The organism is Arthrobacter sp. M71 S08, assembly GCF_059089725.1.
This window is the reverse complement of the sequence record NZ_JBNHEY010000001.1, coordinates 216,269-240,319: the sequence shown is the minus strand read 5'-3', so window position 1 is coordinate 240,319 and position 24,051 is coordinate 216,269. Positions and strand designations below refer to the sequence as shown.

23 protein-coding genes are annotated in these 24,051 nt (G+C 63.1%); 7 read left to right on the top strand and 16 right to left on the bottom strand.

Annotated elements, in window-relative coordinates:
- Window positions 1-8 precede the first annotated feature (8 nt).
- Window positions 9-1,205 carry a Gfo/Idh/MocA family protein gene (locus tag AC5RTB_RS01170; protein ID WP_494059239.1) on the bottom strand — a complete coding sequence of 399 codons (1,197 nt, stop codon included), beginning with the start codon at window positions 1,203-1,205 and terminating at the stop codon, window positions 9-11.
- 212 nt (window positions 1,206-1,417) lie between these two features.
- Here AC5RTB_RS01170 and AC5RTB_RS01165 point away from each other — a divergent pair, with 212 nt between their 5' ends.
- Window positions 1,418-2,431 (top strand): LacI family DNA-binding transcriptional regulator, encoded by a 1,014-nt coding sequence (locus tag AC5RTB_RS01165; RefSeq protein ID WP_494059741.1) that lies wholly within the window; start codon window positions 1,418-1,420, stop codon window positions 2,429-2,431.
- A 24-nt stretch (window positions 2,432-2,455) separates the two neighbouring features.
- On the opposite strand, the gene AC5RTB_RS01160 is transcribed toward AC5RTB_RS01165, so the two are convergent.
- The 3 genes from AC5RTB_RS01160 to AC5RTB_RS01150 all read right to left on the bottom strand — a co-directional run bounded on the left by AC5RTB_RS01160 (window position 2,456) and on the right by AC5RTB_RS01150 (window position 4,737).
- On the bottom strand, window positions 2,456-3,667 hold the full coding sequence (locus tag AC5RTB_RS01160; protein WP_494059238.1) for a type II toxin-antitoxin system HipA family toxin: 1,212 nt from the start codon (window positions 3,665-3,667) through the stop codon (window positions 2,456-2,458).
- Window positions 3,664-3,924, bottom strand: a complete 261-nt coding sequence (locus AC5RTB_RS01155; RefSeq protein WP_494059237.1) for a helix-turn-helix transcriptional regulator — start codon at window positions 3,922-3,924, stop codon at window positions 3,664-3,666. Before AC5RTB_RS01155 ends, AC5RTB_RS01160 begins: the two co-directional genes overlap by 4 nt.
- Before the next feature lie 240 nt (window positions 3,925-4,164).
- Window positions 4,165-4,737, bottom strand: coding sequence for a hypothetical protein (locus AC5RTB_RS01150; protein ID WP_494059236.1), 573 nt, complete (start codon window positions 4,735-4,737; stop codon window positions 4,165-4,167).
- Window positions 4,738-5,072: 335 nt separating this feature from the next.
- Here AC5RTB_RS01150 and AC5RTB_RS01145 point away from each other — a divergent pair, with 335 nt between their 5' ends.
- From AC5RTB_RS01145 to AC5RTB_RS01135, 3 genes are all read left to right on the top strand, one after another.
- Entirely contained in the window at window positions 5,073-5,870 is a 798-nt protein-coding gene (locus tag AC5RTB_RS01145) for a YsnF/AvaK domain-containing protein (protein ID WP_494059235.1), read from the top strand.
- Window positions 5,871-5,915: 45 nt separating this feature from the next.
- Complete coding sequence (locus tag AC5RTB_RS01140) at window positions 5,916-6,587, top strand: hypothetical protein (protein ID WP_494059234.1); 672 nt, start codon at window positions 5,916-5,918, stop codon at window positions 6,585-6,587.
- Window positions 6,588-6,712: 125 nt separating this feature from the next.
- Complete coding sequence (locus tag AC5RTB_RS01135) at window positions 6,713-7,495, top strand: alpha/beta fold hydrolase (RefSeq protein ID WP_494059233.1); 783 nt, start codon at window positions 6,713-6,715, stop codon at window positions 7,493-7,495.
- 52 nt (window positions 7,496-7,547) lie between these two features.
- Here AC5RTB_RS01135 and AC5RTB_RS01130 read toward each other — a convergent pair whose 3' ends face one another.
- From AC5RTB_RS01130 to AC5RTB_RS01075, 12 genes are all read right to left on the bottom strand, one after another.
- Window positions 7,548-8,432, bottom strand: coding sequence for an aldo/keto reductase (locus AC5RTB_RS01130; protein ID WP_494059232.1), 885 nt, complete (start codon window positions 8,430-8,432; stop codon window positions 7,548-7,550).
- 39 nt (window positions 8,433-8,471) lie between these two features.
- Complete coding sequence (arfA, locus tag AC5RTB_RS01125; protein ID WP_494059231.1) at window positions 8,472-10,034, bottom strand: arabinosylfuranosidase ArfA; 1,563 nt, start codon at window positions 10,032-10,034, stop codon at window positions 8,472-8,474.
- 46 nt (window positions 10,035-10,080) lie between these two features.
- Window positions 10,081-11,010, bottom strand: coding sequence for a carbohydrate ABC transporter permease (locus tag AC5RTB_RS01120; protein WP_494059230.1), 930 nt, complete (start codon window positions 11,008-11,010; stop codon window positions 10,081-10,083).
- On the bottom strand, window positions 11,010-11,948 hold the full coding sequence (locus tag AC5RTB_RS01115) for a carbohydrate ABC transporter permease (RefSeq protein ID WP_494059229.1): 939 nt from the start codon (window positions 11,946-11,948) through the stop codon (window positions 11,010-11,012). Before AC5RTB_RS01115 ends, AC5RTB_RS01120 begins: the two co-directional genes overlap by 1 nt.
- An 83-nt stretch (window positions 11,949-12,031) precedes the next feature.
- Entirely contained in the window at window positions 12,032-13,396 is a 1,365-nt protein-coding gene (locus AC5RTB_RS01110) for an ABC transporter substrate-binding protein (RefSeq protein WP_494059228.1), read from the bottom strand.
- Window positions 13,397-13,526: 130 nt separating this feature from the next.
- A complete protein-coding gene (locus AC5RTB_RS01105) occupies window positions 13,527-14,633 on the bottom strand; it encodes a Gfo/Idh/MocA family protein (protein WP_494059227.1) in 1,107 nt (368 codons plus the stop codon).
- Entirely contained in the window at window positions 14,618-15,313 is a 696-nt protein-coding gene (locus AC5RTB_RS01100) for a ThuA domain-containing protein (protein ID WP_494059226.1), read from the bottom strand. The genes AC5RTB_RS01105 and AC5RTB_RS01100 overlap by 16 nt, the downstream gene beginning before the upstream one ends.
- 24 nt (window positions 15,314-15,337) lie before the next feature.
- Window positions 15,338-16,345 (bottom strand): sugar phosphate isomerase/epimerase family protein, encoded by a 1,008-nt coding sequence (locus AC5RTB_RS01095; protein WP_494059225.1) that lies wholly within the window; start codon window positions 16,343-16,345, stop codon window positions 15,338-15,340.
- Entirely contained in the window at window positions 16,342-17,550 is a 1,209-nt protein-coding gene (locus AC5RTB_RS01090; RefSeq protein WP_494059224.1) for a Gfo/Idh/MocA family protein, read from the bottom strand. Before AC5RTB_RS01090 ends, AC5RTB_RS01095 begins: the two co-directional genes overlap by 4 nt.
- A gap of 25 nt (window positions 17,551-17,575) precedes the next feature.
- A complete protein-coding gene (locus tag AC5RTB_RS01085) occupies window positions 17,576-18,472 on the bottom strand; it encodes a carbohydrate ABC transporter permease (protein WP_494059223.1) in 897 nt (298 codons plus the stop codon).
- On the bottom strand, window positions 18,472-19,389 hold the full coding sequence (locus AC5RTB_RS01080; protein WP_494059222.1) for a carbohydrate ABC transporter permease: 918 nt from the start codon (window positions 19,387-19,389) through the stop codon (window positions 18,472-18,474). The genes AC5RTB_RS01085 and AC5RTB_RS01080 overlap by 1 nt, the downstream gene beginning before the upstream one ends.
- Window positions 19,390-20,709 (bottom strand): ABC transporter substrate-binding protein, encoded by a 1,320-nt coding sequence (locus AC5RTB_RS01075; RefSeq protein WP_494059221.1) that lies wholly within the window; start codon window positions 20,707-20,709, stop codon window positions 19,390-19,392.
- A 190-nt stretch (window positions 20,710-20,899) separates the two neighbouring features.
- On the opposite strand from AC5RTB_RS01075, the gene AC5RTB_RS01070 reads away from it, so the two are divergent.
- The 3 genes from AC5RTB_RS01070 (at window position 20,900) to AC5RTB_RS01060 (ending at window position 24,003) form a co-directional block, all read left to right on the top strand.
- Window positions 20,900-21,922, top strand: coding sequence for a LacI family DNA-binding transcriptional regulator (locus tag AC5RTB_RS01070; RefSeq protein ID WP_494059220.1), 1,023 nt, complete (start codon window positions 20,900-20,902; stop codon window positions 21,920-21,922).
- 87 nt (window positions 21,923-22,009) lie between these two features.
- Window positions 22,010-23,005, top strand: coding sequence for a sugar phosphate isomerase/epimerase family protein (locus tag AC5RTB_RS01065; protein WP_494059219.1), 996 nt, complete (start codon window positions 22,010-22,012; stop codon window positions 23,003-23,005).
- Between the two features lie 47 nt (window positions 23,006-23,052).
- Window positions 23,053-24,003 (top strand): 3-hydroxyacyl-CoA dehydrogenase family protein, encoded by a 951-nt coding sequence (locus AC5RTB_RS01060; RefSeq protein ID WP_494059218.1) that lies wholly within the window; start codon window positions 23,053-23,055, stop codon window positions 24,001-24,003.
- Window positions 24,004-24,051: the final 48 nt, after the last annotated feature.

Below are 24,051 nucleotides of genomic sequence, written 5' to 3'. Positions count from 1 at the left end.
AGGATTTGTCAGGGGGACGGGATGCTGTGCCAGGCCGCGTTCTGCGCGGCGCTGGCTTCGACGGCCGCGAGGACCTGCTGGATCTGCAGGCCGTCGCGGAAGGATGGTGCCGGTGCTGTATCGGTCGCGATGCAGCGGACGAAGTCGGCGATCTCGTGCGTGAAGGTGGACTCGTAGCCCAGGCCGTGACCCGGCGGCCACCACGCGCCGGCGTAGGGGTGGTCGGGTTCGGTGACGAGGATCCGCCGGAAACCCTCGCTCGTGGCCGGCTGGGTGTTGTCGTAGAACTCGAGCTCGTTGAGCTTCTCGAAGTCGAACGCGAACGAGCCTTTCGAGCCGTTGACCTCGATGCGCAGCGCGTTCTTCCGGCCGGTCGCAAAACGGGTGGCTTCGAACGTGGCCAGCGCGCCGCCGTCGGTCCTTGCGAGCACGACGACGGCGTCATCGACGGTGACTTCCCCGCGCTCCGTGGTTCCGCCGTCGTTCGCTGCGGTGCCGCTTTGTGCGCTGAGCCCGGAGGACGACGACGGCAGCGGCCGCGTGGGCACGAACGTCTCGGTGAGCGCGCTGACGCCAGTGAGGATGTGGCCGGTGAGGTGCTGGGCGAGGTCGAGGATGTGCGCGCCGATGTCGCCCAGGGCTCCTGAGCCGGCTTGCTCGCGGTCGAGGCGCCAGACCAGCGGGAAGTCCTCGTCCGTGATCCAGTCCTGGAGGTAGGCGGCGCGGATGTGGCGGATGGTGCCGATGCGGCCGTCTTCGACCAGTTGCTTTGCGTAGGCGAGCGCCGGGGTGCGGCGGTAGCTGAAGCCGACCATCGCCCTGGTGCCGTTCGCGGCCGCCTGTTCGGCGGCGTCGGTCATGGCCTGCGCTTCCTCGAGGGTGTTGGCGAGGGGCTTCTCGCAGAGGACGTGCTTGCCGGCCTTCAACGCGGCGATGGCGATGGGCGCGTGGAGCTTGCCGGGAGTGCAGATGTCGACGACGTCGATCTCCGGGTCCTCGACGGCCTTGCGCCAGTCGGTCTCGACCCGGTCGATGCCGAACTTTTGCGCGAACTCCCCCGCGGCGTCGGCGTTGCGGCCGCAGACGAGGGCGAGCTGTGGTGAGGCGCCGAGGTCAAAGAAGCGGGGCGCCGTCGTCCAGGCCTGTGCGTGGATGGAGCCCATGAACGAGTAGCCGATGAGGGCCACTCTCAGGGATCGCGGCATGGAGCAACTCCTTTGTTGTGAATTGTGTGGCGTTTCCGGGGCGGACTGTGCGGCTAGTAAAACGCTTAACTCGACCGCCACCATCGAGTGTGGTCCGTGACACCGGCCTTGTCAAGGAAAAATTTAAACGCTTTACTGGAAGGGCCGAACGGAGCCCAATCACAGGCGTCCGCGGCATATTGCTGACCCGAAGGACGGTTCCCGTGGCCACCATGCAGGACGTTGCCCGGCACGCCAACGTGTCCATCGCTACGGTGTCCTTCACGATCAACAACACCAAGCCGGTCTCGCCAGCCACCCGGGCGAAGGTCGAGGCGGCTATGCAGGAACTGGGGTTCCGGCGGAACGTCGTCGGCAGGGCCCTGGCCAGCAAGCGCACACGAATCATCGCGCTGCTCTTTCCGGCGCTGCAGCATTCCTTCAGCGGGACCATCGTGCAGTTCTTCACGAGCGCTGCGGCTGCGGCTCGGGAGCTCGGCTACAACCTGGTGTTGTGGCCCATCAGTAACGACGCCGGCCAGACCACCGAGCTGACCTCAAGTGGACTGGTGGACGGCGTTATTCTGATGGAGGTTCAGCTGGATGATCCGCGCGTGGAGGAACTGGAGAAGTCGGGGACACCGTTCGCCCTGATCGGGCGCACCCGCGATCCGAGCGCCCTGACCTACGTCGACATCAACTTCGAGGACACGCTTGTTGCCGCGGTGCAGCACCTCACCGAACTGGGGCACTCACGCATTGTGCTGCTGGACGACGCCGTCGGCAGCCGCGAGCTCGAAGGGTTCGGCCCGGTGGGCCGCTCCCGGGACAGCTACGAAGCCGAGATGAAGCGCCAGGCGCTTGAGCCGGCGTCGTTCACGTGCGAGGCGAACCCTGGAGCAGGGAAGGCTGCGGCGGCAGAGTTGCTGCGCGACTTCCCGGACGCCACCGGCGTCATCATTCAGAACGAATTGGCGGCCACGGGATTTGTGAGCGGGTTGCGGCACGCGGGAATCGAAATTCCGCGCGACCTGTCTGTGCTGTCGGTCGGGTCGTCAGTCGAGATGGCAGCGATGGCAGACCCCGAGCTGACCGTCATGTCCTCCCCCAGCGTCGAACTGGGCCGGATGGGCGTCGAGGCTCTGATCGACCAGCTGGAGGGCCGGGCGTCGGAGCTGCGGCAGGAACTGGTGATGTGCACGCTGGAGGGCGGAACGTCAACGGGGCCGGTGCCTAAGGAGCGCTGAGGCCTGACGGCTGGCAGTCTGCGCCTATCCGGCCTCGACCAGGCGTCGGCGGTTCTTCAGTTCTTTCACCCAGCCTTTGATCTCGGCGTCCGAGAGAGGCACAGCTCCCCCACTCAGGTCATCGGTCAGACCCCGGGTTGCATTCAAGGCAACCTCCAGAACGCGCTCTCCTACCCGCTGCGGCAGCCCCACTTCCTGCATCCAGCCCAGCAGATGCTTGCGGGAAATACCCGTTCGTTTCCCCCCAACCGGTAACGCCAGTGTCCTGTCTCCGTAGGCCACAGTGGACGGAATGTCATAAATGGGGGCGATAGCGATACGACCCCCCGCATCCTCCAGGAGGGACACGTTCTTGGCGTGAAGGTCACCGTTCCCTGTCAGCCAGGCGAAGACCCCCTGCAGCGCGAGGTTTCGCAAAGCAGGAAGTGGAGCGTCGCACAGGCGAGTCAATTCCTCGCACACGCGGTCGTAGGAAACGTCGTATTTGGCGGCCGGGTGCAAGCCCATAATTTGGGATGCATCCTCAACCGCCAACCGGCGGAGGCCCCCCTGTTCATCTGTCTCCCGATCGAACCGCTCCACCAATAAACCGGGCCGCCCCGTGACATCGTGAACCAGGTTCACGGCACTAGTGGGAACCTTCAGCCGCCGCGCATACCCGTACATGAGGAACTCGTTCACAACCACATGCCGGTACTCCGGTGGATCCAGCTTGAGAATGAAGCGTCTACCCGCTGCTTCCACCGGCAAAGTGATCATCCCGGCCGAGAGCTTGTCCTGAACACCGGCCAACGCGCGCGGGTCGATGCCGGTCCGTTCCATCACCTCATCAAAGTCAACCGGAGCCTTGGGATCCAGCACGACGGCGGCAGCTACCTCTGCCGCCACGGCACCTTTAGGGACGATCTGCACATCGCCTACCGGATCACCTCCCACTGCGAGTAGAAGGGATAGCTCATCGTCAATCGACGTTTTCACAGCCCTGCGCAGCATTGACAAGCGGCGCCCTTCAGGCAGCAATCCAGCAAAAAATGGGGGTACCGCGCCACTGACCAGAACCACGGCGTCGGACGACAGCGGAAGCGATGCCGCCACCGCCGGACCGCGCGTCAATAGGTATTCCGGAAGATAACTGAACCGTGTCCCGCTCTCATAACGTTCCAGTCGTGCAGCGAGCACCCCCCGCTTGTATACATCAGCCTGCCGCTGAGCCTTGGCATCCTCAAATGACTTCACGGGTTCTTATGCCCTGAAGCCCCGGTCGCCTCCTGGACATCTGACTCACGACGTCTACCTGTGACGGCGAGATCGAGCCCAAGTGTACGAAGGACAGCCAATAGCGACTCAAGCCGGATAGTCGGCTTCCCACGTTCAACAGAGCGGACAAAGCGTTCCGAAACGCCGGACAGGTCGGCCAGATCAGCTTGCGTAAGGTGCTCAGCGACGCGCCGGGCACGTACGGTTTCCGCAAGCGTCTGCTCGAAAGTTGCCATCGCACCGATTCCTCACCCGGCATGATCGTGCCGTTTCTCCATTCTGTCGCGGTCGTAAGGAGCATTGCAAGGTCTGAGAGCACAAGAATCGGTACGAACGTTCCGGTTGTGGTTCCACTCCAGTCTCTAGGCGGTCTTTTCGCGCCCGTAGGCCTGCGAACGGCACGATCGCACCGGTGACTCCTCGACCGAAGCCCCCGCAGACCCCGGGTTAGAGCTCCTCGCCCGAAGACGAATAGCTCACGGGGTCGATCGGCCTTCAATCATCGCGCTAACCCATTCGGGCGTACTGCGGCCCAGGCGGCGGTCGAGAACAATACGGAGCCGGGCGGCTTCCACTTTTGCCCGTTGTTCTGATTCCTTGAGAGGCGCAACTCCCTGTGCTCGGGCTCCCCGAGATTGAGCTGGTGCTTCCGATTCGAGTTCGTCCCGCCACGCGGCATCCAGGAGCAGGATCTCCTCCTTGGTCAGCCACTCCGGCTCACTAAGCACCCGGATCATGGCTATTCCTGCTGCCTTTCGAACGCCGTCATTCGATAAGGCCGAGTCGAGTGCCCACTGGACGCGTTCCCACCACTGCGCCTTCTGGTCCGCGAGCGCTCTCTGCTCCAATTCCGACCGGTCAGCTTGAGCCTCCTGTTCAAGCACCCGCTGCGAGTGGCGCAGACTCCTCCACCCGATCACGCCGGTAATCACCGCAGCCAGAAGGGCAACGAGCGGACCCAATGCTCCGACGACCTCCCACCACTGGGCTCCCCCATCTGACTCCACAATCACTCGCGCAGGTTCGGGAAGCAGCTGGGTCGGGGCCATGCTCTCATCCTAGGGATCACGGTCCTTACGGCCCGAGTGGCGCGACCGTAAACAAGCGGGTCAGGTCGAGTAACGAAGCCATCACGGGTTCGCTGTGCCGGGTAACGATGTCATTCCGGGCCCCTCCTGCTCCTTGCAGGAAGATCATCAGCCAGCTTACGTTTTAGTGGTACCGCCGCCGGGATTCCGAATGTTGGGGAGCCGGCGGCCACCGATATTTATCCCGGAACGTCTCCCGTGTTTGGCCCGAGTACATGATCCGGATCGCGTCAAGACGAAATCCATCGTCATGTGATCCCGGGACAAAACGCACCACAATTGGAGAAGGAGAACACATGATTTCCCAGGACGACATGTCCCAGATCCTCGAATCCGGAGGCAACGTCATCGCCAACGACGGCGACAGGATCGGCTCCGTCGGCCAGATCTACGTCGATGACCGCACCGGCAACCCCAGCTGGGTCACCGTCAACACCGGGCTTGTCGGCGGGAACGAGTCCTTCGCACCCCTCGAAGGCGCAACGCTTGAAGGCAACGACGTCCGCGTCCGATACTCCAAGGCCAAGGTCAAGGACGCACCCAATGTCGATCCAGATGCTCACCTGAGCGAGCAGAAAGAGGCCGAACTCTACCGCTACTATGGCATCACCACCGGCGGGTATGACACCGATGACTACACCACCGGAATCTCCGGTGACCATGAGTCCGACCGGACCACGGTCGGCCATGACACCTCCGGCCCGACCACGGACGATTCGATGACCCGCTCCGAAGAGCAGCTTCACGTGGGCACCGAGCGCCGTGAGGCTGGCCGTGCCCGACTGCGCAAGTACGTCGTCACGGAATATGTGACCAAGACGGTCCCGGTCCAGCGCGAAGAGGTCCGCATCGAGCATGAACCGGTCACCGACGCGAACCGGAATGAAACCCCGGACCGCTCCGCCTCGGGCGAGGAAGAGCACGAAGTCGTTCTCCATGAGGAGCGCCCGGTCATCGAAAAGGAAACCGTACCTGTTGAGCGGGTCCGCCTCGACAAGGAAACCGTCACCGAGCAGCAGGCCGTCCACGAGGAAGTTCGCAAGGAACGAATCGACATAGACGACGTCGACCGCGACCGCGACCGCCGATCATAAGCGTTCGCCCATCACTGCACCGAAAACAGACCTTTAGGAGAGATCATGAGCACCAGCGCAGGATCAGCCCACAGCGGGCCAGAGGACAACGACCGGGTGCACAACCGGCACGATGACCTCGACCGGGATCACACCCGGCGCACCGACATCGACCGGGATCAGCGGGACCACCTGCTGGAACGTGAAGAGGAGAAGTTTGGCAGCATCAAGATCGGCTCGGCCTTCTTCGGTTGGCTCACCGCCACCGGAACCGGCGTGCTGTTGACCGCACTGGCCGCCGCACTCGGCGCAGTCATCGGCAACGCAACCAACACAAACGTGGCGGGCGAAGCCACGCAGGACCCGCAGACCGCCGGAATTATCGGCGCGATCATCCTGGCCGTGATCCTGTTCCTCGCCTACTTCTGCGGCGGTTACGTCGCAGGCCGGATGGCGCGATTCAACGGTGTGAAGCAGGGCATCGCCGTGTGGGTGTGGGCGATCGTTATCGCGATTATCGTCGGCATCCTCGGTGCGATCGCAGGCGACCAGTTCAACATTCTCGCTCAGCTCAACACGTTCCCGCAGATCCCCAACGCGGAAAACCTGACCACGGCGGGCATCATCTCCGCGATCATTGCTGCGGTCGTAGCCCTCGTCGGTGCGATTCTCGGCGGCAAGGCTGGAATGCACTTCCACCGCAAGGTCGACAGAGCCAACCTCGTCGACAACAGATAGCAGCCGAGCCCTAACGCTCCCTCGGCCCACCTCCTACTCAAGGAAGTGGGCCGATCGCGTACTAGTCTGGGTCACCTCACTTCATCTCGCCCTCCGGCGTGGCAACGGAAGGAACATAATCTCCAATGTTGAACACCGAACGAAGCGGCTCCGGAAAACCACTCGTGCTCGTCCACGGGCTCGGGTCCAGCATCCGGAACTGGGATCCCGTACTCCCCCTGCTCAAGGAACAGCGCGAAGTGATCGCCTTTGACCTTCCCGGATTCGGCAAAAGCGAGCCCCTCACCGGTGAGGTAACCATCGCCACCCTGACGGACGCCGTCGAACGCTTCCTCCGCGACGAGGATCTGGAAGGCGCGGACATTGTGGGCAGCTCGATGGGAGCGCGCATGGTCGTCGAGATGGCCCGACGTGGGCACACAGGCAACGTGGTCGCTCTCGACCCCGGCGGATTCTGGAACGACACCCAGGTGCGCATCTTCAACAGCACCATCACTGCGTCCATCGCGCTCGTACGCCGGATTCAGCCTGCCCTTCCGTCGCTCGTGAAACAGGCAGCCGGACGCACAGCGCTCCTCGCCCAGTTTTCTGCCGCCCCGTGGAAACTTGACCCGGATCTCGTCCTGACCGAGCTCCGCGGATTCGCTACCTCCCCCAGTCTTGATGCGGCACGCAGGTCACTCGCCCACGGTCCGCGCCAAGAGGGCGCACCCCAGGGCAGCCTCAAGGGAAGCCTCGCCTTCGGATGGGGCAACCAGGACAGGGTTACGCCACTGAGCGAAGCGGCCGTCGCAATGTCGCTCTACCCGGACGCCACCCTCCACGTCTTCGAGGACTGCGGGCACTTCCCCCACTGGGACCAGCCGGAGGAGACCGCGCGCTTCATTCTTGAGTCGACGCGCGGGTGAGCTTCCTAGTCGCCAGAAGGACGACGGTGTCAGCTCACCCGCCCGATGACGGTCAGACCGTCTCGGTCCCGTCGGCTGCCGCCGCGTCGAGCAGGGTGACTTCCTCGTCCGTCAGCATCAGGTCGACGGCGGTGGCCGAGTCGCGGATGCTGGCGGGCCGGGAGGATCCGGGAATGGGAATGACCTGAGGCGACCGGGACAGGTGCCATGCCAGGCAGACGACCTGCGGGCTGACGCCGCGGTATTCGGCCACCTTTCCGAATGCGCTGAACCGGTCGCCGAGGGCACCGGCCGACGAGATCCCTCCCAGCGGGCTCCAGGGAAGAAACGCGATCCCAAGCTCGTCACACAACTGGAGCTCGGGTTCGCTGCTCCGGAACGCCGGCGAGAACTGGTTCTGCACCGAGGCGAGGCGCCCGCCGAGTATCTCCTGGGACAGCCGGATGCGCTCCGGGTTCGCATTCGAGATGCCCGCGAGACGGATCTTCCCCTCGTCCAGCAAATCCCGGATCGCTCCCACGGAATCCTCGTAGGGGACCTCCGGGTCAGGACGGTGGAACTGATAGAGACCGATAGCTTCGACACCGAGCCGTTTGAGGGACGCCTCGGCGGCCTTCTTGATGTATTCGGGCCTGCCGTTGAGGGTCCATGTGCCGTCACCTGGGCGGAGGTGCCCTCCCTTCGTGGCGATGAGAACGTCCGACGTGTCACCGCCCCAGCTCGCGACCGCCCGGGCGATGAGGGACTCGTTGTGCCCGACCTCGTCCGCGTGGAGGTGGTACGCGTCCGCCGTGTCGAAGAGGGTGATGCCCTCATCGAGCGCCGCGTGCACAGTGGCTATGGCCTGGGCTTCGTCCGGCCGCCCCTCAATGGATACCGGCATTCCGCCGAATCCGATCGCACTGACGTCGATGTCTGAGATTCTGCGTGTCTTCATATTTTCGGTTCCTTTGTTTGGTCGTCGCATCAATCGTTGCTAGAGGTCAAGTTCTCCCGGCCGGCCCAACGCCACCGCTGTCCAGGAAACAGGCGGCAGGGTCACCGTGAGGAGGCCGTCGTCGTGCGTCACCGTCGAATTGGGCTTAAGCTGCACTCGATCCGGAGCGTCCATCGTGTTTCTGGCGTACACGTCCGCATCGGAGATCATCTGCGATTCAAGCAACGCTACATCGCCGAGCTTGGCCAGGTTCACGGTGACCGTGATGGCATCGGAGAGCGACCGGTTTACGAGGAAGACCGCAGCACGTCCGCTCTCGGTGTCGTACGTCGCCCCGGCATCGATGAGCGGCACGCTGCCGAGTTCATCAGCGTCGTACTGCTCGCTTTCAACCCGGATGTCGAGAGCGACGCCGACGGCGAGCCTGGAGGTGACCGCGAACGGATAGTAGGTGGTTTGCCGCCAGGCGGGACCGCCGGGCTCGGTGGTGATCGGTGCGATCACGTTCACGAGCATTGACATGGCCGCCGAGGTGACTCGGTCTGCGTGCCGAAGCAGGGAGATCAGCAGTCCACCGACCACCACCGCATCCGCGACTGAGTAGACGTCTTCGGCGAGCCGGGGAGCCTCCGGCCAGTTGTCCCCCTCGATCTCGTCGGTGCGGTAGAAGCGGTCCGCCTGACGCGGGAATCGCCGAAGGTTGTCGCTCAGGTACCAGACGTTCCATTCATCAAAGGAGATGTTGAGTGTCTTCTCGCTGCGTTTGACCGCTTTGACGTGGTCAGCGGTCGCGATGACTACGTCAAGATACCGGTCCATCTTCACGGGGGCGGCGAGGAAAGAGCCGAGGTCGCCGTTCTTTTCCTCGTAGTAGCCATGGCAGGAGATGTAGTCGACGTCGTCGTACGCATGCTCCAGTACAACCCGGTCCCAGACGGGGAACGTGGGCATTGTCGGGTGTGAGGATCCCGAGGCTACCAACTCCACCGCCGGGTCCAACTGGCGCAGCGCTTTCGCTGTACGGGACGCCTTCTTGCCGTAGTCCTCGGCCGACGAATGCCCGACCTGCCAGGGACCGTCCATCTCGTTCCCGAGATACCACATCCTGATACCGAAGGGGTCCGGCCGGCCGTTCTCAATGCGCTCTTCGGACAGCGTGGAGCCCTTCGCGATGTTCGAGTACTCGACCACATCGAGAGCGTCCTTCGTGTCGGCGGTGCCGAGGTTGACCGCGTACATCAACTCACCGCCCACCTTCTCGACCCACGAGGCGAATTCGTGCAGCCCCACCTGGTTTGTTTCGGTAGACCGCCATGCCAGGTCGAGCCGACGGGGACGCTGGTCTTTGGGACCAATGCTGTCCCGCCACTGAAATCCCGAAACGAAGTTGCCGCCCGGGTAGCGGATGCCGGTAACGCCCAACTCCTTCACGAGTTCGATGACGTCCTGACGGAAGCCCTCCTCGTCGGCGGTAGGGTGGCCGGGCTCGTAGATACCGGTGTAGACGGCGCGTCCCATGTGCTCGATGAAAGACCCGAAGAGCCGGCGGTTGATGCGGCCGATGATGAAGTGGGGATCGACGGTCACGCGGGCGTTGGGCATACTGCTCCTCAATGGTTGGTGTACGAAGGTTCGAGTGGTACCGCTACTACTTCAGGCTGCCCAGCGACAGTCCGCCCTGCCAGTACTTCTGCAGCATCAGGAAGGCGATGATGAGTGGTATCACGGAGACCAGGGCTCCGCTTGTCACCAGGTGCCACACGAGGCTGCTGGCGGTGGCGGAGTTCGACTGAACCTGCCAGGCGTTCAGACCCACCGTGACGGGAAGCAACGTCGGGTCTGAAATCATGGCGAGCGGCAGGAAGTAGTTGTTCCAGCCTCCGACGACGGAGAGCAGCATCACCGTCACAACCGCCGGACGCATCAAGGGCAGCGCGATAGTGGCAAACGTCCTGAATTCTCCAGAGCCATCCACCCGGGCAGCGTCCAGCAATTCGTCCGGGATTGCGTCCTGAACATAGACGCGCATGAGATACACGCCGAACGGGCTCAGCAGCGATGGGAGGATCACCGCCCAGATGGTGTTGGTGAGGCCGAGGTTGTTGAACAGCACGTACGTCGGAATAACGAGCGCCGTCGCCGGAACCATCACCGACGCCAACAGGATCATGAAGCTGACTGTTCGGCCCCGAAAGCGGTATTTTGCGAACGCGTATCCGGCCAGAACGGCGAGGATTGTTGCGCCGATACCTCCCGCAGTCGCGTACAGGAAGGAGTTGCCCAGCCATTTCAGGTAGATGCCGTTGTTGTAGGTCGCAAGCTGTGCGATGTTGTCGAACAGGGCGAAGTTCTGGTCAAACCACAGAGGTCCTCCAGTGCCGGTGAACAGTCCCTGGGTGCTCTTGGTCCCTGCCACGAAGAGCCACCACATGGGAAGGAGGAAGTAGAGGGAAGCGACTGCAAGGAGGATGTGCAGGCCGACCGACTTGTTGCGCCTGGGTTTGCCTTTCCCCCGTTTCTTTCGTGGACCGGAGGGGCTTACGGCGTCATCGAGGAGAGGTGCAGGTGAAGTTGTCATCAGCGGAGTCCGCTCTGCTTGCGAGTGGCGATCAGGAAAATGATGGAGGCGAGGAAGACCAGAAGCCCTAGCGCGAAGGAGATGGCCGACGCGTAGTTGAACTGCTGATATGAGAACGCCAGGTTGTAGGCGTACAGGTTCGGGGTGTACGCGGCGTCGATGGCGTTACCGGCCAGGGGTGCGAGCACCTGCGGTTCGGTGAAGAACTGCAGCGTCCCGATCAGTGAGAACACGACCACCAGCACGAGTGAGGACGCGACGATGGGCACCTTGACCTGCAGCGCAGTCTGCAGCTTCGACGCGCCGTCGATGCGTGCGGCTTCGTAGATGGACGGGTCGATCGACTGCAGTGACGCGTAGATGATGATCATGTAGTAGCCCGTCCACTGCCACGTCACGATGTTGGTCAGCGACCAGAAAATCGAGTCACGACTGAGCATGTCCGGCGCCTGCATTTGCAGGAACTCGAAGAATGTCACCAAGGGTCCGAACGATGGGCTATACAGGAACCCCCACATCAGTGCTCCAATTACCCCGGGGATGGCGTAGGGCGCGAAGATGAGGAGCCGCGAGAAACGGGACAACCTGGTTCGAACGTCGTCGAGGATGAGCGCGAGGATGAGCGCCAGCCCGATCTGCAGTGGCACAAAAACGACGGCGAACGCGGCGACCCGCGCCATTCCCGCCAGGAAGCGCTGGTCGTTGAATGCGGTGACGTAGTTCGCCAGTCCGGCGAACTGCTCGCCTCCCGCAAGCGTGTTGGTGTGCAGGCTCATCCAGAATGCGTAGGCGAGGGGCAGGACGAGAAAGACCAGAAAAACGATCGCGAACGGAGCGAGAAAGACCCACCCGAATCGCGCGTGCTTCGTCTCCAGAGTGGTACCCCGCTTTCCAGCAGGGGGACGGCCGGACTGTTGTAGCGGTGTGGTGGCTGGCATGTGTTACTTCCTTGGGGAGGCATATGGAGAACCGCTGTGCGGGCGGGGGTTGCGTCGCACCCCCCCGCCCGCACAGATCTGACTCATTTCAGGGTGAAACCCTGGTCGGTGGCATAGGTCTCAAGCGAGGCCTGGAGCTCGTCGGCTGCCTCGGCGGCCGACATGTTGCCTGCGATCGCCTCCGACAGCAGACGCTGTGACTCGTCGTAGTAGTACTGCGAGAACGGCGAGAACGTCACGCCCTCATACGCGAGAGCAGCCGGTCCGAAGACCTCCTTGTTGATCTGCTGGCCGCCATAGAATTCGTATGGGCGGTCCTGGAAGTAGTCGGATTCGATCATCTCGGGATAGGCCAGGAAGAGCCCACCCACCTCGACCCCGAGTTCCTTGTTCTCCTGGGGAACATAGAGCTCAGCAGCAACCTTTGTGGCAAGTGCCGGATCATCCGCTTGAGCTGTGACGGCCAGTGTGCTGCCGCCCCAGTTCACCTGCTTGGGGTCGGCGCCGTCCCACTGCGGAATGGGGGCCGCCCGCCATTCGGCATCCGCCTCCGCACCCTCGAACGCGGGGATGTGAATGTTGTACCAGACAGGGTAAATCGCAGTCGCATACCGGCCGCCGCCGAGAGCGGTATTGAATTCGGAGGTCCATGCCTGATCGGTACCTACAAGGTCGCGATCGACCAGATCGAGCCAGTAGTCGAAGACTTTCTTGCTTGCCTCGTCATTGTGGTTGATGCTGATTTCCGTCGGATTGCCGTTGTCGAACTCGAAGGGTACGGCACCTGCCTGGTCGAGGAGAGCGTAATGCTGGCCCTGGCCGTTAGGTGCAAAGTTGCCGATCCGGGTGTCTCCACCGGTAGCCTCGCTCAGCTGCTCGGCCGCTGCAGCGTACTCCTCCCAGGTGGTCGGAATCGCGATGCCGTGCTCTTCGAAAATGTCGGCGCGGTACCACATTCCGACCGGACCGAGGTCGACCGGTACAGCGTAGACGCCGTCGCCGCTCGAGACGTCGCGCCAGGCCCCTTCGGTGAAGTTGTCTTTGTACTCCTCGATCCCGTGCTCGGTCATGTCGACCAGGCCGCCCTGGATAAGGAAGCTGTTCAGCCAGTCGTACTCGATCTGAACGATGTCGGGGGCCCCGGACTTGGACTGGAGCGAGGTTGAGAGCTTGGTGTATGCATCGGCTCCCTGCCCGGCGTTGGTCCAGCAGATCTGTACGTCATCATGGCTTTCGTTGAAATTGTCGACAGTCTGCGCAGTGTCCTCGAACCAGCCCCAGTACGTGACAACCGGAACGTCCTGCACCTTGATCTCGTTGGTGCAGTTCGTTTTGCTCGCTCCGGCGCCGGTTCCGCCACCGCCACCGTTGTTATTGGTACACCCAATCAGCGTCACGGCGAGTGCCGCAGACATCCCCGCTCCAAGCAGGGCTTTTCTCTTATTCATTGTGTTGCTGGTCCTTTCGCGGTGCAAAGACACCGTTGTCGGCGGCATGTGTGCCGCAGTTGCTGCGAGAGAAAGGCGTTCTTCAGACGCTTTTGTCCTCCTAGCCAAGGTTGGAAAATTCGTTAAGGCACTACGCCACCGGTCGCGGAACCTCCCCCAGAGGCACGGCGTTCGGCCGGTCCGCACGGCTCTTGAGGGGAACCGATGCTCCGGTGGCCGCGGAATTCAGCAGCGACTCCATAACCTCAAGCACGTGGTAGGCAAGTTCGCCGTTGGCACGGTGCTGCTCCCCTTCAGGGGTCTCCGCCATATCCGCAAGTCCGTACCCACGGCCGGCACCGCGGTAGCCCGCGCTTGCCGGCAGTACTTTCCAGCCGGCGTCTCGATCGGCGAGGGTGCAGATCTCCACATCGCCGTCGAAGTAGTTGGGGTCAGGAACAATCAGGCTCGCTGTCTCACCGTGGATTTCGATATTGGGTGACCGGGTCTGCACTGCATCGAAGCTCATCACCAGGGTGGAAAGTGCACCCGACTCATGCACCAGCACGCCCGTCACATGTGAATCCGTGGTCACTGGAATTGCTTCGCCTGCCCGGGGGCCTGAACCGATAGTCCGTGACGTTCGGGTATGGCTTGCCACCCCCATCACCGAGGCCACCGGCCCCAGTAGCGTGACGAGCGCCGTCACGTAATACGGACCCATATCGAGTAGCGGACCGCCGCCGGGAAGGTAATAAAAGTCCGGGTTGGGATGCCAGCGCTCGTGGCCGGGGGTGACCATGGTGGCCGTCGCCGAGATCGGAGCACCGATCAGCCCGTCGTCAATCACCTTGCGTGCCGTCTGGATACCGGTGCCCAGCACCGTGTCCGGCGCACAACCGACGCGGACACCCGCCGCCTCTGCGGCGTCGAGCACTTCCCTCGCCTCCTCCGTGGTCGCGGCGAGCGGCTTTTCCCCGTAGACGTGCTTTCCGGCGTCGATCGCTCTCAGGGCGACCTCGGCGTGCGCCGCGGGAATGGTCAGGTTGAGGACGGCATCGATGGCCTCGTCGTCCAGGAGTTCATCAACGCTCAGTGCCCACACCCCGGGCTGAGTGTCTGCGACCGCACGCGCCCGCACAGGGTCCAGATCGGCAACCGCGACCAGGTTCACGGCCTCAAGTTGCCGGAACGTCTCCAGGTATTGGGCGACGATAGCTCCGCAACCAATGATGCCGATGTTCAACGGCTTGCCCACAGCATGCCCCTTTCGATGATGGTGCGTACGTTCGGATCGTCGAGAATCTCCACGCGATGGCCGGGCGTGCTGACGAAGATGCGGCCTTCACCCCAGTGACGCGTCCAGATGGCCGGCGAGGTGACCGGTCGGTGCCACGGGTCCCACTCCCGCACTGCCTGCGTGGTCGTGGCCAGCACGTCGATGTAGTCGTCCGCCAGCACCCAGTACTGCTCGGTGACCAGGTCGAAGTCACCGATCCCCTGCGTGATGGGATGTTCGGCTGCGGCGGGCAGCATGTTGACCCGGTACGGCACGTAATTATCGGACTGTTCACCGGTGCACTCGTCCGGGTGCTTGCCCGGGTGGCAGGCGAACTGGCCGCCGATCAGGTGCAGGTAGTCGGACTCGTTCCGGTAGGAATCGGCGATGCCGCCGTGCCACCCGGCCATCCCCGTTCCGGCTTCGATCGCCGCGCGCAGCCCGCGGAACTCGTCCTTCTCGATCGTGTTCATCGTGTTGCACTGAACAATCAGGTCTACGGTGGGCATGTACTCGGGATCGGCATAGATCTTGGGCGATTCCTCGACGCGGACGTCGTAACCGCTTTCGCGGAGGAACGGAATGAAGCGCTCGGTGGCTTCCACGGGCTGGTGGCCGTCCCACCCGCCGCGGACTATCAGGGCGTTCTTGTTTGTCATGTCACGTCTTTCTGCTGGTAAGGGTTAGCGCCCGGTCGAGAATGCGGCGTCGAAGGCGGCGGCAGAGGGAGCGATTTCACCCAGTTGCCGAACCAGTGCGAGTGCCTGCGGTGCACCAATGAGCCGATCCATGCCTGCGTCCTCCCACTCGACGCTGACCGGCCCGTCGTAGCCGATGGAGTTGAGCATCCGGAAGATCGGCTCCCACTGCACGTCGCCGTGCCCGGCGGTGACGAAGTCCCAGCCCCGCCGTGGATCACCCCACGGGAGGTGGGAGCCGAGCCGTCCATTGCGCCCGTTCAGTTGGCGCACGGATTCCTTCACATGCATATGGAAGATGGAGTCGGCGAAGTCCTGGAGGAACATCACCGGATCAAGGTCCTGCCAGATGAAGTGCGAAGGGTCGAAGTTCAGCCCGAAGTTCCTGCGGCCGGCCATGACGTCCAGGGTCCGCCGGGTGCTCCAGTAGTCGTAGGCGATTTCCGAGGGGTGGACCTCCAGCGCGAAACGCACGCCGGCGTCGTCGAACGCATCCATGATCGGGTGCCAGCGGTCAGCGAAGTCCTCATAGCCGGTGTTGATCATCGAGTCGGGCACGGGCGGGAACATGGCCACGCATTTCCAGATCGAGGAGCCGGTAAAGCCCGTCACGGTGTTGACGCCGAGCCGCGCAGCCGCGTGTGCGGTGGCCTTCATGACGTCGGCGGCACGACGCCGGACCCCCTCCGGCTCGCCGTCTCCCCACACCCGATCGGGAAGGATGCCGCGGTGCCGCTCGTCGATCGGGTCATCGCACACGGCCTGCCCGGTCAGATGGTTGGCAACCGCATGGACCTGCAGGTTGTTCCGCTCGAGGATGTCGAGGCGGTCGCGGAGGTAGGCGTCGTCCTCGAGGACGCGCTCCGGGTCGAGGTGGTCACCCCAGCAGGCAATCTCCAGCCCGTCGAAGCCCCACTGGCCCGCGAGCCGCGCAACCTCCTCGAACGGCAGGTCCGCCCACTGGCCGGTGAATAAAGTGATCGGTCGTGTCATCGGGAAATCTCCTTGTCGACCCGCTGCCAGCGGGATTCGTTGGTTGCGCTGCGCTCCACCGCGGCCAGCACCCGCTGGACCTGCAGTGCGTCAGCGAACGACGGCGAGGGTTGGGTTGGTTGTGATGTTCCATCACCCAGCGCAGTCACGAGGTCCACCACCTGATGTGTGAACCCGTGCTCGTAGCCGAGGCCATGACCGACGGGCCACCAGTTGCCGGTGTACGGGTGGTCGGGTTCACCCACCTGGATGCGCCGGAACCCGGAGATGCGGCTGTCATTGCTGCCGTCGTAGTACTCCAGGACGTTCATGTCCTCGAAGTCGAACGCGATCGAGCCCTCAGATCCGTTCACTTCCAGCCGGATGGCGTTCTTGCGCCCAAGTGCGAACCGGGTGGCTTCGAACACGCCGATGCCGCCGCCGTCGAACCGCGCGGTGAAGGCAGCGGCGTCGTCAACCGTGACCGGCCCGCGCTCCCCGGACGCGTCCCCGCGTCCGCCCAGACCAACCAGGTCCCCGCCGACCGGACGCTCGGTCACGAAGGTCTCCATCAGTGCCGAGACCCCGCTGACCTGCTTACCGGTTACCCATTGAGCCGCGTCAATGATGTGCGCACCGATGTCACCGAGCGAACCTGATCCGGCCTTCTCCTTATCCATGCGCCAGGTCAGCGGGGTGTTCTCATCGGAGAGCCAGTCCTGCAGATACTGAGCCCGGACATGGCGGATGGTCCCGATGCGCCCCTCCTGGACCAGTTCCCGCGCCAGGGTCAGCGCCGGTGTGCGGCGGTAACTGTAACCGCACATGGAGAGGATGCCGCGCTGTGCTGCTGCCTCGGCGGCGGCCACCATCCGCTCGGCCTCTTCAACGGAGTTGGCCAGCGGCTTCTCGCACAGCACGTGCTTTCCCGCTTCGAGCGCGGCGATCGCGATCTCGGCATGGGTGTCCCCGGGCGTGCAGATGTCGATCAGGTCGACGTCGTCCCGCTGGATCACTTCCCGCCAATCGGTGGCGGTCTCGTTCCAGCCCATACGCGAGGCAGCGCTGGCGGCGGCATCGGCGTTGCGACCGACCAGGATGGACAGTTCAGGCTGCAGCGGCAGGTCGAAGAACCGCGGAGCCGTGCGCCAGGCGTGGGAATGGGCAGCACCCATGAAGGCGTACCCGACCATCCCCACGCGCAGCGGAGGAATATTGGAAGTCATGAAAGTCCTTTGTTTGCTGACTGGATTACTTGCTGAATCCGGCCGTGAGCCCGCTGACCAACTGCTTCCGCGCCACTGCGTAAAGCACCAGTAATGGCAGGGTTGCCAGCATGACGGCGGCGAGCACCGCCGGGATATTGATCGTGTACTCGCCCTGGAACGCCCAGAGCGAGAGCGGTAGCACGCGCTTGTCCGGACTTTGCGTCAGGATCAGCGGGAACAGGAAGCCGTTCCAGACGTGCAGGGCGTTGTAGATTCCGACGGTCACCACTGCCGGACGGGTCAGCGGCAAGGCGAGCCGCCACATCATGCTGAACTCCGAGCAACCGTCGAGCCTCATGGACTCGAACAATTCCTTGGGCACGTTGCGCAGGAAGTTCGACAGGATGAGGACCGAGATCGGAATGGCGAACGCGATCGAGGGCAGAATCAACGCCAGCAGGGTGTCATAGAGCCGGACCCGAGTGATCATGTAATAGATCGGAATGATGGTGGCGTGAAGCGGAATCGCGAGCCCCATCAGGAACAGGGTGTTGGTCCAGGTGATGAACCTGCCCTGTCCCCGCACAATCGCATAGGCGGCCATGAAGGAGATCACGAGTGCTGGCAGCACGGTCCCCACCGTGACAATCAGCGAGTTTGCGAAGTACCGGGTGAAGCCCTGCTCGAGGACGAAGACGTAATTGTCGAGCGTCGGGTCCGTAGGCGGCGCCAGCGGGTTGCTGCCGAAGAATCCGGCCTGGTTCTTCAGGCTGGTGACCACCACGTAGTAGATGGGCAGGATGATCACGACGAGCCAGATCCAGCCGCCCAGACCGCCGAGGAGGTTGGAACGGTGTCCGGAGCGCCGCCGTCGTCGTTGCAGGATCTGAGAGCCGGAGCCCTTGCCGGTGGATTGCGGGACTTCAGTTGTGACAGCCATCAGGCACCTTCCAACTGGCTGGCGGAGCGGTTCCTGCCGCCGAAGCTCTGGACGAGAATCGCAAGGCCCAGCCCGACGACGACGAGAATCACTCCCAGCGCGCTGGCCGCCCCCATGTCATTGGCCTGGAACCCGGTGAGGTACATGTGCAGCGGCAGCAGCCGGGTTGCGTAGCCCGGGCCGCCTGCGGTCAGGACAAAGATGAGGTCGAAGTAGGCGAGCGATCCGACCACCATCAACGTGGTTGACGTGATCATCGTGTACTTCAGCTGCGGGAGGGTGATGTGGAAGAACTGCTGCACCCGGCCGGCGCCATCGATCTGCGCCGCCTCATAGAAGCTGGCCGGAATCTGCCGCACACCGCCCTGATAGATCAGCGTATGGAACGGCACGAACTGCCAGGCGATCACGAACACGACGACGAACAGCACCAGGTCCGGATTGCCGAGCCAGTCCTGGGCAAGGATCGGCAGACCCAGGCCCGGGCCCATCCCGAAGTTCGGATCCAGCAACGCCTTGTAGGCAATGGCGACGGCAGCTGAGGAGAGCAGCAGCGGAACGAAGTAGATGACCGCGAGCACTGCCCGGTAGCGCTGACTGCCAGCGGTGAAGACGCCGAGCAACAGGCTGATCGGCACCTGCACGATCAGGGAGAAGAACATGATCTTCACAGTTACCCAGATCGCGTTCATGGTGACGGGGCTGGTGAGGGCGGTGACCCAGCTATCGAGGCCGGTCAGCCTGATCTCACCGAGTCCATTCCATCGAGTGAAACTGAGGAAAATCACTCCGATCAGCGGAATGACCGCGAAGATGACAAAGAACACGAGGGCCGGGACGGCGAACCAGCCCAGGGAGGCCGCGCTGCGGCCTCCCCGCGCCGGTGACGCGGACCGGGTTTCGGTCTGCAGAGCCATTTACTTGCCCAGCGTCCCGTTCATGGTCTCCGCGAACTGCTCGGGAGTGATCTCCCCCAGGAAGATGCGGTCCAGGTTGGCGAGCATCGCGCTGCCCTCCTCCGGGCTGAGCGCCTGATCCCACGAGAGTTGGAAGCTCGGCGCACCGGTTGCCATGGTGTAGAGCTGCGTCAGGAAGTCCTTGTCTTCGGATTCTGCCAGCAGGTCCTCGGCACCGACCGTCGGCGGGATGGCGCCCGATTCAACGAGGTTCTGGGTGTACTCCTCGTTGTACACGCCGTCCTTGAGGTACTCGAGGGCGGATTCCTTCTGCTCATCCGTAGCGGCCTCTGAGACCGACAGGAAGTTGCTCGGGTTGCCCACGATGTTCTCCGGATCGCCCTTGCCGCCTTCCACCTCGGGGAAGTTGAGGTAGCCCAGGTTTCCGGAGGAGACAAAGTCCGGGGCATCGTTCTTCATGGTCTGGTAGACCCAGCCGCCCTGCAGCAGCATTGCTGCTTTGCCGGTGTACATGAGGGCGGCGTCAGCACCGCCGTCGGCCGCAACCGAGGAGAAGCCGTTGACGAAGCCGCCGGCGTCGACCAGTTCCTGGATCTTGGTGAGGGCCTCGAGAACCGCGGGATCAGACCAGGCACTCTCTTCGCCGTCGAGAATGGCCTGGAACACCTCAGGTCCGCCGATCCGGTCCACCAGGTAGGAGAACCACATCAGGTTGGGCCACTTCGACTGGCCGCCGAGGGAGAACGGGGCGATGCCTGCCTCTTTGAACTGAGGCACAAGGTCCATCAGTTCCTCCCAGGTCTGCGGCGGCTCCGCGCCGATCTGGTCGAAGACTTCCTTGTTGTAGTACATGACAACCGGCTGCATTCCGGTGTAGGGAAGGGCATAGGCTGTGCCATCGATGACGCCGTTATCCAGAACCGCGGGGATGTAGCGCTCCTTCACCTCGGGGTTCTCCTCGAGGAACTGTGACAGGTCCATCACGTGGCCCTCGTCAACGTAGGACTTCAGCACGCCGCCACCCCAGCCGTGGATGAGGGTAGGGCCCTCTCCGGCACCGATTGCAGTGCGGACCTTGGTCTTGTAGGCGTCGTTCGCGAAGAAATCCAGCTTGATTGCTGCGTCGTTGTGTTCCTCGTTCCACGACTCGATGGAGGGCTCAATGATGGACTCGTTGGCGCCGGTGAGAGCCCAGAACGTGGGGGAACCCGTACTTGCGGTGGTGTCCTGGGGGCCGCTGCTCCCGCAGGCGGAAATGCTCAGGGACAGTGTCAGGGCGGAGGCGACGGCGACGATGCCTGACAGTTTGCGGTGCTTCATTGGGTAATTCCTTCCTCGGATCCGGGCCCACGCTGGCACCGGTCGATAAGAACCTTCTAAGTCCCATTCTTTCGAAATGTTTCGAAAGATGTTTCGGTTGGTGTAAAGTTATCTGCATCACATCGGAGAGGTCAATGGTCTCTCCGAAATAATCCGGTAACATCGGCATTCACGGAGAAGGAGAGACGGTATGGCAACTCGCAGCACTGTCAGGTCAAAGGCCACTCTGGCCTCGGTAGCCGAGGTTGCCGGCGTCTCCATTCCCACAGTTTCGAAAGTTCTCAATGGCAGGGATGACGTCGCTGCCGCCACCCGTGACCGCGTCCTGGAGGTGATGCGCAGTCTCAATTACCGCTCTGCAACGCCGCGGCGGCGCACCGATTCAGTCATGCTCGACGTCGTCGTGGAAAGCGTCACCACCGCCTACTACGCCGAGGTGATGGATGGGATCCTGGAATGCACCAGCGAGAACGGTGCGGAAGTGGTGCTCTCCGCGATGTCGCTGCAGGCCGTCAGCGCGGCCCAGCGGGTACAGCGCATGCTCGACGCCGGCCGACAGGGCCTGCTGCTCGTCACCTCGAAATGGGGCCGCAGTGATCTACTCACCTTCCAGGAGCGCGGCATCCCCGTCGTTCTCGTGGATCCGCTCAACCCGCCCGGCGCCGATGTCGTCAGCGTGGGCGCAACCAACTGGGCGGGAGGCAAGGCTGCCACCGAGCACCTGCTGGATCTCGGGCATCAACGGGTTGCCCACCTCGGCGGACCACCTCGTGCCGAATGCAGTCAGGACCGTCAGCACGGATACATGGCGGCTCTGCTGGGGCGCGGACTCGAGGTCCGCCCCGAATACGTGATTCCCGGGGAGTTCACCCGGTCATTCGGCATCGAGGGGTTGAGCCGCCTGCTTGAACTGCCGGAGCCGCCCACCGCGATATTCGCGGCGAACGACACCATCGCGAGCGGAGTGTGGGAAGAAGCACGCCGCCGCGGTCTGGAATTGCCCGCCGATCTGAGCATCGTTGGGTTCGACGGCACGTCCTTCGCCGAACAGGCCATGCCCCAGCTGACAACGGTCGAGCAGCCGCTCAGGGAAATCGGCCGTTCCGCTGCCCGGGCGCTGCTGCGCCAGGTCGACGGCCAGGAGCCGGATTCGACCCGCATTGAACTTGCTACACGACTGCTGGTGAGGGAATCGACAGCGCCGCCGCAGTAGGCACACGACCGCCCGGCATATGTATGCCGGCGCGCCCTCTTGAGCCCGTAAAAATCATAGGAAATACGATTCACGACGGAGTGCTTCATGGTTTATACCGCAGACACCTGGCCGATCACCGCCGCACCGCTTCAGTTTCCGCATCAGGGAAGCGACGGTGTCACCATGCAGGACGCTGAGCCTGCCGTATGGGAGGCGGTCTTCCGGGAGATACAGGATGCCGGCTTCGACAACGTCGACCTGTTGGACACCTGGATCCGCCCGGGCGACCTTTCCAGCGAGCGCCTCGACGAGCTGAAGCGTGCTACCGACAACGTCGGCGTGGGGGCACCCGCTATCTCGGCTATCCGTTGCAGCGTCATCGATGAGCAGAGCTGGGAAGACAATCTCGCCTACAGCCACCGAACGCTGGAAGCTGCCGCGCAGCTCGGCTGCGAGGTGGTTTCCTTCGGTCTGCAGCAGGCGCTTACTCCTCTCCAGAAGCAGCAGCTGTGGTTCTGGACCGTCGAGGGACATAAGGACCCAGAGAATGACCCCGAATCCTGGACCAAGGCGGTCGAGAGGCTTCGTGAGCTCGGGAACCACGCCGCGGACCTGGGACTCCTGATGTCCCTCGAACTGTACGAGGACACCTATCTCGGCTCTGGCGACTCCGCTGTGCGGCTTGTCCAGGACATCGATCTGCCCAACGTCGGGCTCAACCCCGACCTCGGCAATCTGGTACGCGTCCACCGCCCTATCGAGTCCATCCAGGAACTGATCGAGAAGACCATGCCCTACGCGAACTACTGGCACGTGAAGAATTACCTCCGGGACGAGAACCTCGCACGCAACCAGTTCGTCAGCATGCCCGCTCCCATGGAGACCGGCGTCATCAACTATCGGGAGGCGTTCCGCACTGCGCTCGCTTGCGGCTTTCAGGGCATCATCTGCGCCGAACACTACGGGGGAGACGGCCTCAGCGTCTCAGCCAGCAACCAGGAGTACCTGCGGAAGAGGATCCTCCCCAAGACCGAGGACTACGCCCTGGGCACGCCCCTCGTCGCGCAAGGCCGCCAGGAAGCGCGCCAACCCGCCCGATGACTTGGATAGTCCGCTGCTCCTTCGCACAGAAAGAGAACTAAAAAAAAATGACGCACAAAGTTGCAATAGTTGGGTCCGGATACATGGGCGGCGGGATCGCCCAGGTCCTGGCGCTGTCCGGCGCCTCCGTGGCACTCTCCGACGTATCAGCCGAAATCGCGGAAAAGAATCTAGACCGCGTGATCGCAGAGTCGCGGGAGTTCGTGTCAGCCGGCCTCTTCCCCGAGCGCGCGACCGAGACACTGGAGAAGAACCTGGTCGCCGCGGCGTCGGTCGAGGAGGCCGTAGCCGAGGCGGATTTCATCGAAGAAGCTGTACCCGAAGTCCTCGAAATCAAGAACGACATCCTCCGCCGGATCAGCGGCGCCGCCCGCCCGGACGCCATCATCGGCTCCAACACCTCCACCATCTCCATCGGGGAGATGGCCAAGGCGGTCGCCAACCCGGAGCGGTTCCTCGGCATCCATTTCTCGAATCCCTCGCCGTTCATTCCCGGCGTGGAAATCATCCCTCACGCGGGCACCGACGAGGCGGTTGTGACTACTGCGCGGGAGATTGTGCACAGCACGGGCAAGGAAACCGCTGTCGTCAAAGACGTCACCGGCTTCGTGTTGAACCGCCTGCAGTACGCCCTGTTCCACGAAGCTGCCCAGCTTGTGGAGGAAGGCGTGGCAACACCTGAAGACATCGACACGCTGGTGCGCACGACGTTCGGTTTCCGGCTCCCCCTCTTCGGCCCCTTTGCCATCGCAGACATGGCCGGCTTGGACGTCTACAACTTCTGCTACAAGTCCCTGCAAACGGATTTCCCGGAGCGGTTCGCTACGCCGAAGATCCTGACGGACCTGGTGGACGCCGGGAAGCTCGGCACCAAGACCGGTGCTGGGTTCCTCGACGTCCCTGCAGAGCGCACACCTGACCTGATCGCCTACCGCAACAAGGCGTACGTCCTGATGCAGAAGCTCATCGACGACCTGGGCCCCGCACCGCTGCGCTGACCACAGCGCTGTTTGTCTGGCGCTTCTGGATTCAAAAATCGGAACTGT

Excerpts from the sequence above, each read along its gene's own strand:
- AC5RTB_RS01170 (WP_494059239.1), bottom strand. The coding sequence starts at position 1,205 with ATGCCGCGATCCCTGAGAGTGGCCCTCATCGGCTACTCGTTCATGGGC.
- AC5RTB_RS01165 (WP_494059741.1), top strand. The coding sequence starts at position 1,418 with ATGCAGGACGTTGCCCGGCACGCCAACGTGTCCATCGCTACGGTGTCC.
- AC5RTB_RS01155 (WP_494059237.1), bottom strand. The coding sequence starts at position 3,924 with ATGGCAACTTTCGAGCAGACGCTTGCGGAAACCGTACGTGCCCGGCGC.
- AC5RTB_RS01150 (WP_494059236.1), bottom strand. The coding sequence starts at position 4,737 with ATGGCCCCGACCCAGCTGCTTCCCGAACCTGCGCGAGTGATTGTGGAG.
- AC5RTB_RS01145 (WP_494059235.1), top strand. The coding sequence starts at position 5,073 with ATGATTTCCCAGGACGACATGTCCCAGATCCTCGAATCCGGAGGCAAC.
- AC5RTB_RS01140 (WP_494059234.1), top strand. The coding sequence starts at position 5,916 with ATGAGCACCAGCGCAGGATCAGCCCACAGCGGGCCAGAGGACAACGAC.
- AC5RTB_RS01135 (WP_494059233.1), top strand. The coding sequence starts at position 6,713 with ATGTTGAACACCGAACGAAGCGGCTCCGGAAAACCACTCGTGCTCGTC.
- AC5RTB_RS01130 (WP_494059232.1), bottom strand. The coding sequence starts at position 8,432 with ATGAAGACACGCAGAATCTCAGACATCGACGTCAGTGCGATCGGATTC.
- arfA (WP_494059231.1), bottom strand. The coding sequence starts at position 10,034 with ATGCCCAACGCCCGCGTGACCGTCGATCCCCACTTCATCATCGGCCGC.
- AC5RTB_RS01120 (WP_494059230.1), bottom strand. The coding sequence starts at position 11,010 with ATGACAACTTCACCTGCACCTCTCCTCGATGACGCCGTAAGCCCCTCC.
- AC5RTB_RS01115 (WP_494059229.1), bottom strand. The coding sequence starts at position 11,948 with ATGCCAGCCACCACACCGCTACAACAGTCCGGCCGTCCCCCTGCTGGA.
- AC5RTB_RS01110 (WP_494059228.1), bottom strand. The coding sequence starts at position 13,396 with ATGAATAAGAGAAAAGCCCTGCTTGGAGCGGGGATGTCTGCGGCACTC.
- AC5RTB_RS01100 (WP_494059226.1), bottom strand. The coding sequence starts at position 15,313 with ATGACAAACAAGAACGCCCTGATAGTCCGCGGCGGGTGGGACGGCCAC.
- AC5RTB_RS01095 (WP_494059225.1), bottom strand. The coding sequence starts at position 16,345 with ATGACACGACCGATCACTTTATTCACCGGCCAGTGGGCGGACCTGCCG.
- AC5RTB_RS01090 (WP_494059224.1), bottom strand. The coding sequence starts at position 17,550 with ATGACTTCCAATATTCCTCCGCTGCGCGTGGGGATGGTCGGGTACGCC.
- AC5RTB_RS01085 (WP_494059223.1), bottom strand. The coding sequence starts at position 18,472 with ATGGCTGTCACAACTGAAGTCCCGCAATCCACCGGCAAGGGCTCCGGC.
- AC5RTB_RS01080 (WP_494059222.1), bottom strand. The coding sequence starts at position 19,389 with ATGGCTCTGCAGACCGAAACCCGGTCCGCGTCACCGGCGCGGGGAGGC.
- AC5RTB_RS01075 (WP_494059221.1), bottom strand. The coding sequence starts at position 20,709 with ATGAAGCACCGCAAACTGTCAGGCATCGTCGCCGTCGCCTCCGCCCTG.
- AC5RTB_RS01070 (WP_494059220.1), top strand. The coding sequence starts at position 20,900 with ATGGCAACTCGCAGCACTGTCAGGTCAAAGGCCACTCTGGCCTCGGTA.
- AC5RTB_RS01065 (WP_494059219.1), top strand. The coding sequence starts at position 22,010 with ATGGTTTATACCGCAGACACCTGGCCGATCACCGCCGCACCGCTTCAG.
- AC5RTB_RS01060 (WP_494059218.1), top strand. The coding sequence starts at position 23,053 with ATGACGCACAAAGTTGCAATAGTTGGGTCCGGATACATGGGCGGCGGG.